Here is a 14,459-nt window from a genome sequence, read left to right as displayed (position 1 = left end):
TCCTAGTCCTTGTTTAGTGTTCGAAGCGCTGCCTGATAGGTTTGCTCCATTAGCATGGTAATAGTCATAGGTCCAACTCCACCAGGTACAGGTGTGATGTGACTAGCAAGTGGTGCAACCGCATCATAATCAACATCTCCACAAAGCTTGCCATTTTCATCTCGGTTCATCCCAACATCAATGACAACCGCTCCTGGTTTGACAAAGTCAGCAGTCACAAACTTGGCGCGACCGATAGCTACGACAAGAATATCTGCTTTAGCAGCAACCTTAGCAAGATGATGGGTCCGTGAGTGGGTCAAAGTCACAGTCGCATTTTTAGCCAAAAGTAGCTGGGCCATCGGCTTCCCGACGATATTTGAACGACCGATAACAACCGCATTTTTTCCTTCTAGATCAATCCCATACTCATGAAACATTTCCATAATTCCTGAAGGTGTCGAAGGAATCATAACTGGATGACCAGACCAGAGGCGACCCATGTTTAGGGGATGGAAACCATCCACATCTTTTTCAGGGTCAATGGCTAATAAAACTGCCTCTTCATCGATATGTTTTGGCAAAGGTAACTGAACCAAAATCCCATGCCAAGCTGGATCTTGATTGTATTTGGCAATCAAGTCTAACAATTCCGCTTGGGTAATGATCTCTGGAACTCGCACTACTTCACTACGGAAACCTGCAGCAAGAGCCGACCGTTCCTTGTTGCGAACGTAGACTTGGCTGGCTGGATTGTCCCCCACCAAAATCACCACCAATCCTGGAACTAGACCTGTTTCTTCTTTTAGTTTGGCCGTCTTTTCAGCCAACTGTCCTTGTAACTTAGCCGCAAGAGCCTTCCCATCGATAATCTGTGCCATATCTCTTCTCTTTTCTATCAAATATCCTCTATTATATCAAAAAATAACTCGCCATTCTAACACTTCTTGCCTAATGGACCTTATAGTCTGAAACTATAAGAAAAAGCCCTTATCGAGCTTTTATGCCTATTTATACTAGGTAAACTTGTCATTCTTTCTTTTTGACCTTGTGAGCAGGCAAAACTTCATACATCTCCTTGATTAGCCTCGCTAGAAATGACTTATCTTCAATGTCTTCTATCAAAATCATCTCCTTAGCTCCTTCATAAGGACGTTCAAGCCTAGTCTGTCCCAGTTGATCCAAGACCAGCTTCACAGGCTTCAGTAACAGACGATTATCATAGATTCCTCCAATAATCTTTCCACGATAATAAAGAATATACTCTCCCATCATTGGACGATAACTCATCTCCTCTAGCTCTGATAGCTGTTCGAGAATAAAATCTAAATATTCTTTACTGGAAGCCATGATGTCTACTCCATTTCTTCTAAAAACGAGGTCTTACAAAACCTTACTCAAAAATTCCTTGGTCCGTTGTTCTTTTGTTTGATCGAAAATCTCCTCTGGTGTTCCATCTTCGACAACAACTCCATCCGCCATAAAGATAACACGGTCTGCTACCTCACGCGCAAAACCCATTTCATGAGTCACAATCACCATAGTCATCCCTGACTTGGCAAGGTCTTGCATAACAGCTAGAACTTCTCCAACCATCTCAGGGTCTAGGGCTGAAGTCGGCTCATCAAAGAGCAAAACATCTGGTTCCATAGCAAGTCCACGTGCAATGGCAATTCGTTGTTGCTGACCACCTGACAAACTCTGAGGATAGGCCGTTGCCTTATCTGGCAAGCCAACTTTTTCTAACAGTTCCTGTGCTCTTTTCTCCGCAACTTCCTTTCTTTTACCTTTGGTTTTAATTGGTGACAAAGTGATATTTTCCATCACTGTCATATTGGGAAAGAGGTTGAATTGTTGGAATACCATCCCCATCTTTTCACGCATAGCAAAAAGATCATTTTTCTTATCTGTGATATCAACTCCTTCAAAGATAACCTTACCTTTACTTGCTTCTTCAAGTAGATTCATCGAACGTAGGAGGGTTGATTTCCCGCTCCCTGACGGACCGATAATGACCACAACTTCTCCTCGTTTAATCTCAAGATTGATGCCTTTTAAAACTTCATTTTTCCCAAAATACTTATGTAGTTCTTCAATTTTAATCAAGGTTTCTGTCATTATTTCTTGTCTCCTTGTCCAATATGTTTTTCAAATGCTTTCAACGCCACTGTCAAAACAGAGGTCATAATCAAATAGTAAAAGGCTGCAAATAAAAGGGGAGTCAAGGGTAAATAAGTTGTTGTTGCTACTGTCGTTGCACCATTCCACAACTCCATCACCCCAATCGCCGACAAGAGGGAACTATCCTTGATAATGGTGATAAATTCATTTCCCAGCGCTGGAAGAATATTCTTGATAGCTTGTGGCAAAATGACATACCGCATGGCATTTTTCGGACGAATACCTAAAGAATATGCGGCCTCTAACTGCCCTTTAGGAACCGCATTGATCCCCGCACGAACAGTTTCTGAAACGTAAGCACCACTGTTCATAGAAATAATCAGAATACCAGGAATCAAACGAGAAAGATCAACTCCTAAAATTCCCACTTGAATAGTCGGAGCATTGATATGCATAAGAGCAAAGGCAATCATTATTTGAACCATCATCGGAGTTCCACGGAAGATCCAAACATAGACATTTGCAAACCAAACGAGCGGTTTAAAGCGTGAACGTTGAGCAAAGGCCAGTAACACACCTATAATGGTCCCTAAGCAGACAACAAGGATGGAAATCAATACGGTAATCAGAGCACCATAGTTAAAATACGGTAGATACTTTGGTAAAAAAGAAAAATTCATATTCAATCAACTTTCTATGTATTAGATTGTATGATTATAACATGAATTGAATTAAAATGCAATCTTTTTTCACCAATTTTAACAACTAACTTGATAGAATAGAGAAATAGAGAGAAATCACAGTTTTTTTCTAGTCAACTACCTCTTGTTTATGGTAAAATAGAAACGATAAGAAATGGAGGAGAATCAAAATGGAATCACATTTGGTTAGAATCATTAACCGCCTAGAAGCAATGACAAAAGATGGTGGAAATCTAAAACGTAATTTTGAACGTGAAGGTGTTGTTGTCGCGGAAGTTGCATACAGCCACGACGAAGAAAACGGATCACTCTTCACCCTTCGCGATGTAGAGGCTCGTGAAACTTATACCTTTGATAGCATTGATTTGATTGCAATGGAGATCTACGAACTCCTTTACTAATATAAAAACAACGGGCAGTAAGGCCCGATGAATGAGAATCCTTTTTGTCACCACAAATGGGATTTTTTCTTACCTTCAATGTCGTTGGATTCTCCATAAATCCTTCTTTTAAAAACGACCACTTCCCAATCTTTTTACTTGCTTTACACCTTAATCATGCTATAATGAGAGTATAAAACTTTGACTATTCTTGACCTTTTTCTTAGACCAAGAATAAGAATGAAATGAGGTAGATGTATGCTCTGTCAAAACTGTAAAATTAACGACTCAACAATTCATCTGTATACCAATATCAATGGACAGCAAAAGCAAATTGATCTCTGTCAAAATTGCTATAAAATTATCAAAACAGATCCAAATAATACCCTCTTTAAAGGAATGACTGACTTAAATAATCATGACTTTGATCCTTTCGGCGACTTTTTCAATGATTTGAACAATTTCAAACCTTCTTCTAATAACGTCCCTCCAACTCAATCTGGTGGGGGATATGGAGGAAACGGTGGTTATGGACCTCAAAACCGCGGCCCACTTCAAACACCTCCTAGTCAAGAAAAAGGACTCCTAGAGGAATATGGTATCAATATTACTGAGATTGCTCGTCGGGGAGATATTGACCCTGTTATCGGTCGAGATGAGGAGATTATCCGCGTTATCGAAATCCTCAACCGTCGAACCAAGAACAATCCTGTCCTTATCGGAGAACCAGGTGTCGGTAAAACAGCCGTTGTCGAAGGTCTAGCTCAGAAGATTGTCGATGGTGATGTTCCCCATAAACTCCAAGGCAAGCAGGTCATCCGTCTGGATGTGGTCAGTCTAGTACAAGGAACAGGGATTCGAGGCCAATTTGAAGAACGTATGCAAAAGCTCATGGAAGAAATTCGCAAACGTGAGGACATCATCCTCTTTATCGACGAAATCCATGAAATTGTTGGTGCAGGATCTGCTGGCGATGGCAATATGGATGCAGGAAATATCCTCAAACCAGCCCTTGCCCGTGGTGAATTACAAATGGTCGGAGCCACTACTCTCAATGAATACCGCATCATTGAAAAAGATGCTGCCCTAGAGCGCCGTATGCAGCCTGTCAAGGTAGATGAACCAACTGTCGAAGAAACCATTATCATCCTTAAAGGAGTTCAAAAGAAATACGAAGACTACCATCACGTCAAGTATACTGATGCTGCTATCGAAGCTGCTGCAAATCTTTCCAATCGCTACATCCAAGACCGCTTCTTGCCAGACAAGGCTATTGACCTGTTGGACGAAGCTGGTTCTAAGATGAATCTGACACTGAACTTTGTTGATCCTAAAGTGATTGATCAGCGTTTAATTGAAGCTGAGAATCTCAAAGCTCAGGCTACACGAGAGGAAGACTTTGAAAAGGCTGCTTATTTCCGTGATCAGATTGCCAAGTACAAGGAAATGCAAAAGAACAAGGTGACCGATCAGGATACTCCAATCATCAGCGAGAAAACCATCGAACATATCATTGAGCAGAAAACCAATATCCCTGTTGGAGAACTCAAAGAAAAAGAACAGTCTCAGCTTATCCATCTAGCAGACGACCTCAAAGCTCATGTCATTGGTCAAGATGAAGCTGTCGATAAGATTGCTAAAGCCATCCGTCGTAATCGTGTTGGACTTGGAACTCCTAATCGGCCAATCGGAAGTTTCCTCTTTGTCGGACCAACTGGCGTCGGTAAGACAGAACTCTCTAAACAACTAGCCATTGAGCTCTTTGGTTCTGCTGACAGCATGATTCGCTTTGATATGAGTGAATACATGGAAAAACACAGTGTGGCTAAATTAGTCGGTGCCCCTCCAGGTTATGTCGGCTATGATGAAGCTGGTCAGTTAACGGAAAAAGTTCGTCGCAATCCTTACTCACTCATCCTTCTCGATGAAGTCGAGAAAGCCCACCCAGATGTCATGCACATGTTCCTTCAAGTCTTGGACGATGGTCGTTTGACAGATGGGCAAGGACGGACAGTTAGCTTTAAGGATGCCATCATTATCATGACTTCAAATGCTGGGACTGGTAAGGTCGAAGCCAGCGTTGGTTTTGGAGCCGCTCGTGAAGGTCGAACCAACTCTGTCCTCGGTGAACTCGGCAACTTCTTTAGTCCAGAGTTTATGAACCGTTTTGACGGCATCATCGAGTTCAAAGCTCTCAGCAAGGACAACCTTTTCCAAATCGTTGAACTCATGCTAGCGGATGTCAACAAACGCCTCTCTAGCAACAATATCCACCTTGATGTGACAGACAAGGTCAAGGAAAAGTTGGTTGACTTAGGTTATGATCCAAAAATGGGGGCGCGCCCACTCCGCCGCACCATTCAAGACTATATCGAGGATGCCATCACTGACTTCTACCTTGAAAATCCAAGTGAGAAAGCCCTCAAGGCAGTCATGACAAGCAATGGCAATATTCAAATCAAATCTGCTAAAAAAACTGAAAAAACAGAAGAGATTACTTCTGAAAAAGAAGAATAAATCTATCTAACAGGTGCAGAAAGTCTATTATTTTCTGCACCTGTTTTTACTAAAATAAATGTAAAACCTTGACAGCTTGCCCCTCGTCCATTATGATAATAATAAAGATACTAGAGAATGAGGAAAATGCAATGGCAAACCCAACTTTTGGTGATAAAAAAGAAAATGTGACCTACCAGCCCCGCTATGGTGTGTACGCAGTTATTCCTGATGCGGAGAAAAAACAAATTGTCCTAGTTCAAGCTCCCAATGGTGCTTGGTTCTTGCCAGGTGGAGAGATTGAAACAGGCGAAGATCATCAAGAAGCACTAAAGAGAGAACTAATCGAAGAACTTGGCTTTACAGCTGAGATTGGAACCTATTATGGGCAAGCTGATGAGTATTTCTACTCTCGCCACCGTGATACCTACTACTACAATCCAGCTTATCTCTATGAAGCTATTTCTTTCCAAGAAGTACAAAAACCATTGGAAGATTTTAATCATATTGCTTGGTTTCCTATTGATGAAGCAATTGAAAAACTCAAACGTGGTAGCCATAAATGGGGAATTGAAGCTTGGAAAATCCAGCATGGAATTGGCTAAAATACACGATTTTATCCAAAAAGTGCTATAATAGAGTTAGAAAATCGGAGGAACTGTTATGAAGCTTATCAATACGACAAACTCACACTCGCAACTTGTTAAAAGCCAATTAGAAAGCACAGACGCAACTCTTGTCGAGGTCTATTCTGCTGGAAACACAGATGTAGTTTTCACACAGGCCCCGCTTCACTATGAAATCCTCATTTCCAACAAACACCGTGCTATTCGTGAACCTGAAATCGAAACCATCCAAGACTTCTTCTTGAAACGTAAAATCGACAAAGGAAGCATTGATGAAGCCAATATCAAGACGCTTTATTCAGATAAATTGATTGAGATTTCAATCCCTATAAAATAAGAAGACCAGCCAAAAGCTGGTTTTCTTTTGCAAAAAAGATTGGTAGTGCACAGCTAGCAATCTTTTAGTTTTATTTCACCGCTTCTTTCAAAGCGTCTACCTTGTCCAAACGTTCCCATGGAAGGTCAATATCTGTACGTCCCATGTGCCCATAAGCCGCTGTTTGACGGTAAATTGGGCGTTTGAGATCCAGCATTTGAATAATTCCTGCAGGGCGAAGGTCAAAGATTTGACGCGCTGCTTTTTCAAGCTTGCTTTCAGCTACTGTTCCTGTACCAAAAGTATCGATACGAACAGAAACAGGCTGCGCCACCCCGATAGCATAGGCCAATTGTACTTCTGCCTTCTTAGCAAGGCCTGCTGCAACGATATTCTTGGCAATGTAGCGAGCTGCATAAGAGGCTGAACGGTCCACCTTCGTCGCATCCTTACCAGAGAAGGCACCACCACCATGGCGAGAGTAGCCACCATAGGTATCCACGATAATCTTACGACCAGTCAAACCTGAGTCTCCTTGAGGTCCACCGATTACAAAACGACCAGTTGGATTGATGAAGAATTTGGTTTGCTTATCCAAGTAAGATGCTGGAATAACTTCCTTGATAACCTTGTTAATCACATCATTGTGAATTTGTTCATTGCTAACTTCTGGATCGTGCTGAGTTGAAATAACGACTGTGTCCACACGTACTGGACGGTCATTTTCATCATACTCAACTGTTACTTGTGATTTGGCATCAGGACGGAGATAACTGATTTCACCAGACTTACGAAGTTCTGCCAAACGACGAACCAACTTGTGGCTGAGTGAGATTGGCAATGGCATGAGTTCTTCTGTCTCATCCACTGCAAACCCAAACATAAGACCTTGGTCTCCAGCACCAATCAAGTCAAGCGGATCTTGATCTGCATTTCCACGAACCTCCAAGGCTTCGTTAACACCTTGGGCGATATCTGGTGACTGCTCAACAAGTGACGGATGAACTCCCACCGTCTCCGCAGAAAAACCATACTCTGTATTGGTATAACCAATCTCTGCAATGGTATCACGAACCACACGGTTGATATCCACATAGGCATTCGTAGAAATTTCACCAAAAACATGGACGGAACCTGTGTAGACAGCTGTCTCGGCAGCAACGTGCGCATCTGGATCCTTTGCTAAAATAGCATCCAAAATTGCATCTGAAATTTGGTCTGCAATCTTATCTGGATGCCCCTCAGATACAGATTCAGACGTGAATAATTTACGTTCTGACATAAAAATGTCCCCCCTTAAAAAATATTGTTATAGAGTTACAAAGTACTGATAGGAAAACTACTAGTAATGAATACCTACCACCTTATCGGGACTATATAACCTTATCATTATACCACTTTTTACTCATTTTTGCATTCTTTTCGATAATTTATAAAACAAAGTTACAAAAAGGAGCCATTCAGCTCCAATTTTGTTTTTAAAATGTTTGACGTTTGGCTTTTCGCTCTGCACGGCCACGTGCGCGTTTTTCAGCACGCTTGGTTTTGCGGCGTTTTTCATCCACCGCCCATTGAATCTTCTTCTTATAGCCAGGTTTGACTTTTTTCTTTTTCTTTTTAACCAAGCCAATCATTTCAATATCAAGCTTATCCTGCTTCTTTTCACGATTAGCACGACGATCACGGTCATAGGTATCTTGAAACTCTCCGTCTTTGACCATCTTAGGAGTAAACTTGATCCCTAATTTCTCCAACTCACGGATATCCGAGTCATCACTAGGCTGGTAAAGGGTAATAGCTGTACCAGGAAGACCATTGCGTCCAGTACGTCCAACACGGTGAACAAAGAAGGACAAGTCTTGCGGAATGGCATCATTGATAACATGGCTGACCCCTTCAATATCAATTCCACGCGCTGCCAAGTCCGTTGCGACAATGTACTCAAAATCCAGATTTTTCACCTGGTTCATGATCCGCTTGCGTTCACGAGGAGCAATATCTCCATGAATCTTAGCTACCTTCAATCCTTGAGCAGTCAAGTAGGCATGTAACTCATCAGCACGCGTTTTTGTGTTAACAAAAATCATTGCTAAATAAGGCTGCATCAACTGAGTCAGCTGGTAAATCTGAGCATTTTTGTCGCGGCCCTTGGTCGAAATCAACCAGTTATCAATGGTATCTGAGATAACTGTTTTAGTCTTGATTTTTTCCATGACTGGATTTGACAAGTATTTCTTCAAGAATGGTTGCAATTTTTGAGGAATCGTCGCTGAAAAAACCATGAATTGCAAGTCTTTTGGAAGGCTTCCTGCAATCTTATCAACGGTTTCCAAGAATCCCATATCCAAGGTCATATCGGCTTCATCAACTACAAAGGTCTTGGCCTTGTGAATAGCCAAATCACCAGATTTGACCAAGTCATAGATGCGACCTGGCGTTCCAATAACGATATGTGGTTGGTTGCTGGCAAGTTTTTCAATCTGACGCACCTTATCCGTACCACCTACATAATTAACCACACGGACTTCGACATCTGAGTGAGCTGCAATCTGACGAGCTGCTTGGTATATTTGAGTGGCCAACTCACGACTTGGTGCAGTAATGACCGCTTGCACACTATCGCTAGTTTCATCTAATTGCTGGAAAATTGGTAATAAGAAAGTATGAGTCTTTCCTGAACCAGTTTTCGACTCGCCCACCAAGTCACGTCCTGCCAGTACAATAGGGATTAATTTTTCTTGTACCTCTGTAGGAGTTGCAAATTTCAACTCCTCCAAGGCTTCTACTATATAATTTTTAAATTGAAATTTCTTAAATGACATACTATCCTCGATTCTATCCTTTCAATTATACCATATTTTGTCCTATTGCAGTAGCCCCATTTGAGTCTCAATCCTGTAGTAAAGATTCAAGTAGCTTAAAAGGTTGGAACCTCTGATTCCAACCTCTTTCATTATTTCCAGGTCAATACAGCATTCAAACCATAATGATCACTGACTTGTGGACTATTTTGTCCATCAAAAACTACTTGCAAACTCTCTAATTCTAACTCTTTGGTCGTAAAGACGTAGTCGATTCGTAATGGCTCGGTATTGCCTTTCCAACCATCAATTTCTGGTGGAACGGTATAGCTACCACTTCTTTCTTTCGCAACTTCAAACGCGTCTTGTAATCCTAATGGGCTAGCTAAAATCGCTTGATAGCCTTCCTGACCAGCTGGATTATTAAAATCACCCGCTAAAATTAGAGGTTTCTTCAACTCTTTTAGTACAGCCTCAAATCGTGCCCATTCTTCTTGGAAACCTTTATCCCACCAAGAGAGATGAACGCTTGCAAGAGCAAGTTCCTTACCTTCAACCTCTGTCTCAGCCAAGGCAACGCGACGAGTATGGTAGTCCGTTGGATCATCTACATCTGATACTAAAATCTCACGCGCCTTAATAGGTGTTTTGGATAAGATGGCTACGCCTTCATGGTAGCGGTCATAGCCAACATGATTGTAAGCCCAAGTCCAGTAGTAGTTTTTCCCTTTCTCAGACAATTTTTCAACCAGAAGTCGGACATAGTGGTCCTGATGAATGGGTTCTGCTGATGGTAAAGCTTGATAGTGATTGTTAACCTCTACCTCAGGCGAAGTCATTTCTTGATTGATTTCTTGGAAACAAATCAAATCATAATCCTTATCAAGAATGTCTTGGAGTAAAATTTGGAATTTTTCCTCTGCTTCCTTCTCCATCCAACTGTGGGTATTGAGTGTTAGAAATTTCATGCTTTTCTCCTAAAACAAGAGGTTGGAAAACAGCTTCCAACCCCAAGTATATTACAATTCTACTTTAGCAACTGCTGTTTTAGCTGCAAGAGAACCTGTTTGTTCTAATTTAACTGATTTAAGGACATCACCATTTGTGAAGACAACCACTGTTGATGTTTTGCGTCCTGCTTCTCGAATAGCATCTAAGTCAGCTGTGACAAGAAGATCACCAGCAACCACTTTTTGTCCTTCAGAGACATGAACAGTAAATGGTTTTCCTTCAAGACTTACTGTATCCAAACCAATATGAACAAGCACTTCAAGACCTGAGTCAGTGACAAGACCAAGAGCGTGTTTTGTTGGGAAGATACTTGATACAGTACCAGTAACTGGAGATACAATGTTACCATTTGCTGGCTCTACTGCAAATCCATCACCCATCATTTTTTGAGCAAAAACTGGATCTTCCACTTGTTCCAAGGCAACAACTTGACCATCAGCTACTGAGTAAACTTCTTCAGTTACACCTTTGTAGTGTACAGTATTTTGTTGAGTTTCTGTCATTTGGCTTGGAAGAGTTTCAGGAATAATTTCACCTGAGTCAAGAATATCTTGGATATCAGATTTCAATACGTCAGCTTTTGGTCCGTAGATAGCTTGGACACCTTGTCCTTTCATGACAAGTCCCATAGCTCCTTCAGCCTTCCATTGTTCCTCAGTACCAACGCGATCTGCGTCTTTAACAGTTACACGAAGACGAGTCATACATGCATCCACATCTACGATATTTGCACGACCACCAAGAAGGTTAATGATGTTTACGGCTTGAGAAGCTGCTGCAACTTTTGGAGTTCCAGGAGCTGCTTCTTCTGATGCTCCTTCAGCTGTTTCGTAGTTTCCGTTACGTCCTGGAGTTGCGTAGTTGAATTTCTTGATCATGAAGTTGGCAATGAAGTACATGATAACTGCAAAGAGAACAGTTACCCAGATAAAGTTAACGATATCCATACCAATACCAGCATTAATTGCCAATGGTGTACGAGTCAAAAATTCAATTGAACCGAATGAGTGGACACGAAGGTGAACAATATCTGCCATAGCAAATGCAGCACCTTGAACTACTGAATAAACAAGGTAAAGCGGTGTTGCGATGAACATGAACATATACTCGATAGGTTCAGTAACCCCTGTCAAGAATGTTGCAAGGGCTGTCGCAATCATCATACCCTTGTATTGGTGTTTTTTGTCAGCATCAACATTGCGGTAGATAGCAACGATGACACCCATCAAGATACCAAATGAACCGATCATTTGTCCAACTTTGAAACGAGCTGGAGTGACTGTTGTAAGAAGGTGTTGGTATTGGTCAGCATTTGAACCTTTAAGGTTAACAAGGTCAGTTACCCATGCAAGCCAAAGTGGATCTTGACCAAATACTTGTGTTCCTTTTGCTGCACCAGTTAACACTTCGTATGTTCCACCAAGAGCTGTGTAGTTCATTGGGATTGTCAACATGTGGTGAAGACCGAATGGCAAGAGCAAACGTTCCAAAGTACCATACAAGAATGGCGCAAGGACAGGTGCTGTTTCTTGTGAGTTGGCAATCCAAATACCAAAGTTGTTGATACCTGTTTGAACTACTGGCCAAAAGGCAGCAAGGACAATCGCTGCAATAGTTGAACGAAGAATAACGACGAATGGTACGAAACGTTTACCATTGAAGAATGAAAGGGCATCAGGAAGTTTACGGAAGTTGTAGTATTTGTTATAAGCTGTTGCTCCAACAAAACCAGAGATAATCCCTACGAAAACCCCCATGTTAAGCGCTGGTGCCTCAAGAACGCTGATAAAGTAGTCAGCAACCTTGATTGAACCACCAAAGAAGGTAGTAACCATTGCTTCAGGGTTTTTCAACATATCACCTGTAACACCGAAGATAGTACCTGTAATACGATTAATCAAGATAAAGGCAAGTCCGGCTGCAAATGCACCACCTGCACGTTCTTTTGCCCAGCTTCCCCCAATAGCAAGGGCAAACAAGATATGAAGGTTACCGATAACCCCCCAACCAATTTGCTCAAGGATTCCACCTGTAATCACTAGAGGAGCAAGGTTTGGGTCGATCATCACGATTGATTTACCGATTGAGATCATCAATCCCGCTGCTGGCATAACGGCGATAACCACCATTAAAGCCTTACCGAATTTTTGCCAAAATTCGAAAGACAAGACATTTTTGAATGTAGCTTTCATCATTCAAATCTCCTTTATTTTATTTAGGCAAACGTTTTACGAAAACGTTTGCATTTGGTTATGTATTAATTATACCACTTTTATTTTTTTTGTAAAGGCTTTTATAAAAAAATTGTCTATTTTTTTTAATTTTTAAAAAGTAAAAAGAGAAGTTTACGAAAACTTCTCTTTTAAATATGTATTATTTTTCTGATTTGTACTGCAATTTGCATTTAAAACCCAACTAGATCTTCAAGAATCGACGCATCGAAATACCTGAACCAATTGAACCAATAAAAATTCCGATTACAAATAATAGGACTGTCATCAGAGGGATAAACACATCTGGTGTAATCATTGACAAGTTTTGACCTACCAAGGATTTATTGACCGATTGATAAACCATATTGTAAACAAAGAATACAAGGACTGAAGGAATCGCTGCGCCAAGCAAGCCAATAAAAGCACCTTCTAGCAAGAATGGACCACGGATATAGCCATTTCTCGCTCCTACAAGACGCATGATCTGAATCTCACGACTACGTGAAATAATGGTGATACGAATGGTATTGGAAATGAGGAAGACTGCGATAAAAATCAAGAGCCCTGCAATAACCAATCCCCAAACACGGATAAAGGAAGCTAGTTCAAAAAGTCGTTGAGTGTTGGCTCCACCATCTTGAACTTCTGAAACTCCCTCGATTTTCTTAGCTTCTTCAGCTACTTTCTTTACATCACTTGGAGAATTTGTATCGACGATATAAGCATCATAGAGAGGGTTTGCATCTCCTTCAAAGACCTTCCAATCGTCACCCATGGTTTCCGTTAGTTTTTCGTACTGTTCTTCTTTACTTGAGAAGGTAACACTCTTAACAGCAGGTATAGCTTTCAAAGCATCATAGACCTTGTGGTAGTCATTATTGGTAACTGTCTGACCTTCTTTTACAATCGTCTCACTGTTATCAGCTACATCCTTACGAATGTAAACCATGACCCGAACGTTGTTTTCAATATCGGTAGCCAGTTTTGCTGTATTAAAAATTACAGATGCAAACAGGGCAACGAGGGTTAAGGTAATCATAACCGAACTCACTGCTGCTACTGTCATCCAGCCATTTCGTTTTAAACTTTTTAATGATTCAAATAAATGGCGAAAAAATCTACTAATCATCGTATCCATATTCTCCTTTAGCTTCGTCACGAACGACACGGCCATTTTCAATGGCAATGACACGGTGGCGCAAGGTATTTACAATCTGGCTATTGTGGGTTGCCATCAAGACAGTAGTACCTTGGAGATTGATGCGTTCCAACAGATTCATAATTTCCCATGAATTATCTGGGTCCAAGTTTCCTGTTGGCTCATCGGCAATCAATACTTTAGGATTGTTGACAATCGCACGCGCAATCGCAATCCGTTGCTGCTCTCCACCTGAGAGTTCATTAGGGAAAGAGCGAACCTTATGTTTCAAACCAACCAGGTCCAATACTTCCATAACACGTTTTTTGATGTTGCGACGGCTCTCACCGATTACTTCCATTGCATAGGCAATATTCTCATAAACAGTCTTCTTAGGCAAGAGTTTGTAATCCTGAAAGACTACCCCAACACTACGACGTAGAAGCGGGACATCTTTCTTCTTAATTTTAACTAAATTAAAACCTGCAACTGTTAGGCTTCCTTTTTCGATCTTTACTTCTCGGTATAAAGCTCGAATAAAGGTTGACTTACCTGCCCCAGAAGGTCCTACGATATAGGCAAACTCTCCTGGTTCAATGGTAACAGATACTCCACGCAGGGCAGTCGTTCCATTGTCATACTTTTTGACAACATCTCTCATTTCAATGATTGACATA

The 14,459-nt window shown here is 41.2% G+C and carries 14 protein-coding genes; 4 read left to right on the top strand and 10 right to left on the bottom strand.

Features of this window, described 5'->3' with window-relative positions; all coding sequences use genetic code 11:
• Window positions 1–2: 2 nt before the first annotated feature.
• The 4 genes from TZ92_RS04550 to TZ92_RS04535 form a co-directional block, all read right to left on the bottom strand.
• Window positions 3–860, bottom strand: a complete 858-nt coding sequence (locus TZ92_RS04550; protein WP_033629455.1) for a bifunctional methylenetetrahydrofolate dehydrogenase/methenyltetrahydrofolate cyclohydrolase — start codon at window positions 858–860, stop codon at window positions 3–5.
• Window positions 861–1,008: 148 nt separating this feature from the next.
• Window positions 1,009–1,329 (bottom strand): TfoX/Sxy family protein, encoded by a 321-nt coding sequence (locus TZ92_RS04545; protein ID WP_033629453.1) that lies wholly within the window; start codon window positions 1,327–1,329, stop codon window positions 1,009–1,011.
• 33 nt (window positions 1,330–1,362) lie between these two features.
• Window positions 1,363–2,097: an amino acid ABC transporter ATP-binding protein gene (locus TZ92_RS04540; protein ID WP_033629451.1), complete on the bottom strand. Its 735-nt coding sequence runs from the start codon at window positions 2,095–2,097 to the stop codon at window positions 1,363–1,365.
• A complete protein-coding gene (locus TZ92_RS04535; RefSeq protein ID WP_001011622.1) occupies window positions 2,097–2,780 on the bottom strand; it encodes an amino acid ABC transporter permease in 684 nt (227 codons plus the stop codon). Before TZ92_RS04535 ends, TZ92_RS04540 begins: the two co-directional genes overlap by 1 nt.
• A gap of 191 nt (window positions 2,781–2,971) precedes the next feature.
• Between TZ92_RS04535 and TZ92_RS04530 the strand changes: the two genes are divergently transcribed.
• The 4 genes from TZ92_RS04530 (at window position 2,972) to TZ92_RS04515 (ending at window position 6,640) form a co-directional block, all read left to right on the top strand.
• The gene (locus tag TZ92_RS04530) at window positions 2,972–3,202 is read left to right on the top strand and encodes a DUF1797 family protein (protein ID WP_000443577.1); all 231 of its coding nucleotides are present in this window, start codon (window positions 2,972–2,974) and stop codon (window positions 3,200–3,202) included.
• A gap of 237 nt (window positions 3,203–3,439) precedes the next feature.
• A complete protein-coding gene (locus TZ92_RS04525) occupies window positions 3,440–5,698 on the top strand; it encodes an ATP-dependent Clp protease ATP-binding subunit (protein ID WP_033629449.1) in 2,259 nt (752 codons plus the stop codon).
• 131 nt (window positions 5,699–5,829) lie between these two features.
• Window positions 5,830–6,282: an NUDIX hydrolase gene (locus tag TZ92_RS04520; RefSeq protein WP_033629447.1), complete on the top strand. Its 453-nt coding sequence runs from the start codon at window positions 5,830–5,832 to the stop codon at window positions 6,280–6,282.
• A 58-nt stretch (window positions 6,283–6,340) separates the two neighbouring features.
• Entirely contained in the window at window positions 6,341–6,640 is a 300-nt protein-coding gene (locus TZ92_RS04515) for a DUF1827 family protein (RefSeq protein WP_000767205.1), read from the top strand.
• A gap of 70 nt (window positions 6,641–6,710) precedes the next feature.
• Here the strand turns inward: TZ92_RS04515 and metK are convergent, their stop codons facing one another.
• The 6 genes from metK to ftsE all read right to left on the bottom strand — a co-directional run bounded on the left by metK (window position 6,711) and on the right by ftsE (window position 14,458).
• Window positions 6,711–7,901, bottom strand: coding sequence for a methionine adenosyltransferase (gene metK, locus TZ92_RS04510; RefSeq protein WP_033629446.1), 1,191 nt, complete (start codon window positions 7,899–7,901; stop codon window positions 6,711–6,713).
• Between the two features lie 196 nt (window positions 7,902–8,097).
• Window positions 8,098–9,441, bottom strand: a complete 1,344-nt coding sequence (locus tag TZ92_RS04505; protein ID WP_033629444.1) for a DEAD/DEAH box helicase — start codon at window positions 9,439–9,441, stop codon at window positions 8,098–8,100.
• Between the two features lie 131 nt (window positions 9,442–9,572).
• Window positions 9,573–10,388 (bottom strand): endonuclease/exonuclease/phosphatase family protein, encoded by an 816-nt coding sequence (locus tag TZ92_RS04500; RefSeq protein WP_033629443.1) that lies wholly within the window; start codon window positions 10,386–10,388, stop codon window positions 9,573–9,575.
• A gap of 51 nt (window positions 10,389–10,439) precedes the next feature.
• Window positions 10,440–12,626, bottom strand: a complete 2,187-nt coding sequence (locus tag TZ92_RS04495) for a PTS transporter subunit IIBC (protein ID WP_080702631.1) — start codon at window positions 12,624–12,626, stop codon at window positions 10,440–10,442.
• A 220-nt stretch (window positions 12,627–12,846) separates the two neighbouring features.
• Window positions 12,847–13,773, bottom strand: coding sequence for a permease-like cell division protein FtsX (ftsX, locus tag TZ92_RS04490; RefSeq protein ID WP_033629442.1), 927 nt, complete (start codon window positions 13,771–13,773; stop codon window positions 12,847–12,849).
• On the bottom strand, window positions 13,766–14,458 hold the full coding sequence (ftsE, locus tag TZ92_RS04485) for a cell division ATP-binding protein FtsE (RefSeq protein WP_000022275.1): 693 nt from the start codon (window positions 14,456–14,458) through the stop codon (window positions 13,766–13,768). The genes ftsX and ftsE overlap by 8 nt, the downstream gene beginning before the upstream one ends.
• Window position 14,459: the final 1 nt, after the last annotated feature.

It is taken from the genome of Streptococcus oralis subsp. oralis, assembly GCF_000960035.1.
Lineage (GTDB): Bacteria > Bacillota > Bacilli > Lactobacillales > Streptococcaceae > Streptococcus > Streptococcus oralis_G.
Note: the sequence above shows the minus strand (reverse complement) of the source record. Positions and strands in the feature narration are given on the sequence as shown.

What these genes read in the sequence shown, in the direction of transcription:
- TZ92_RS04505 (WP_033629444.1), bottom strand. Translation starts at nt 9,441, where the DNA reads ATGTCATTTAAGAAATTTCAATTTAAAAATTATATAGTAGAAGCCTTG.
- TZ92_RS04540 (WP_033629451.1), bottom strand. Translation starts at nt 2,097, where the DNA reads ATGACAGAAACCTTGATTAAAATTGAAGAACTACATAAGTATTTTGGG.
- TZ92_RS04530 (WP_000443577.1), top strand. Translation starts at nt 2,972, where the DNA reads ATGGAATCACATTTGGTTAGAATCATTAACCGCCTAGAAGCAATGACA.
- TZ92_RS04515 (WP_000767205.1), top strand. Translation starts at nt 6,341, where the DNA reads ATGAAGCTTATCAATACGACAAACTCACACTCGCAACTTGTTAAAAGC.
- metK (WP_033629446.1), bottom strand. Translation starts at nt 7,901, where the DNA reads ATGTCAGAACGTAAATTATTCACGTCTGAATCTGTATCTGAGGGGCAT.
- ftsX (WP_033629442.1), bottom strand. Translation starts at nt 13,773, where the DNA reads ATGATTAGTAGATTTTTTCGCCATTTATTTGAATCATTAAAAAGTTTA.
- TZ92_RS04495 (WP_080702631.1), bottom strand. Translation starts at nt 12,626, where the DNA reads ATGATGAAAGCTACATTCAAAAATGTCTTGTCTTTCGAATTTTGGCAA.
- TZ92_RS04535 (WP_001011622.1), bottom strand. Translation starts at nt 2,780, where the DNA reads ATGAATTTTTCTTTTTTACCAAAGTATCTACCGTATTTTAACTATGGT.
- TZ92_RS04520 (WP_033629447.1), top strand. Translation starts at nt 5,830, where the DNA reads ATGGCAAACCCAACTTTTGGTGATAAAAAAGAAAATGTGACCTACCAG.
- TZ92_RS04545 (WP_033629453.1), bottom strand. Translation starts at nt 1,329, where the DNA reads ATGGCTTCCAGTAAAGAATATTTAGATTTTATTCTCGAACAGCTATCA.
- TZ92_RS04550 (WP_033629455.1), bottom strand. Translation starts at nt 860, where the DNA reads ATGGCACAGATTATCGATGGGAAGGCTCTTGCGGCTAAGTTACAAGGA.
- TZ92_RS04500 (WP_033629443.1), bottom strand. Translation starts at nt 10,388, where the DNA reads ATGAAATTTCTAACACTCAATACCCACAGTTGGATGGAGAAGGAAGCA.
- ftsE (WP_000022275.1), bottom strand. Translation starts at nt 14,458, where the DNA reads ATGTCAATCATTGAAATGAGAGATGTTGTCAAAAAGTATGACAATGGA.
- TZ92_RS04525 (WP_033629449.1), top strand. Translation starts at nt 3,440, where the DNA reads ATGCTCTGTCAAAACTGTAAAATTAACGACTCAACAATTCATCTGTAT.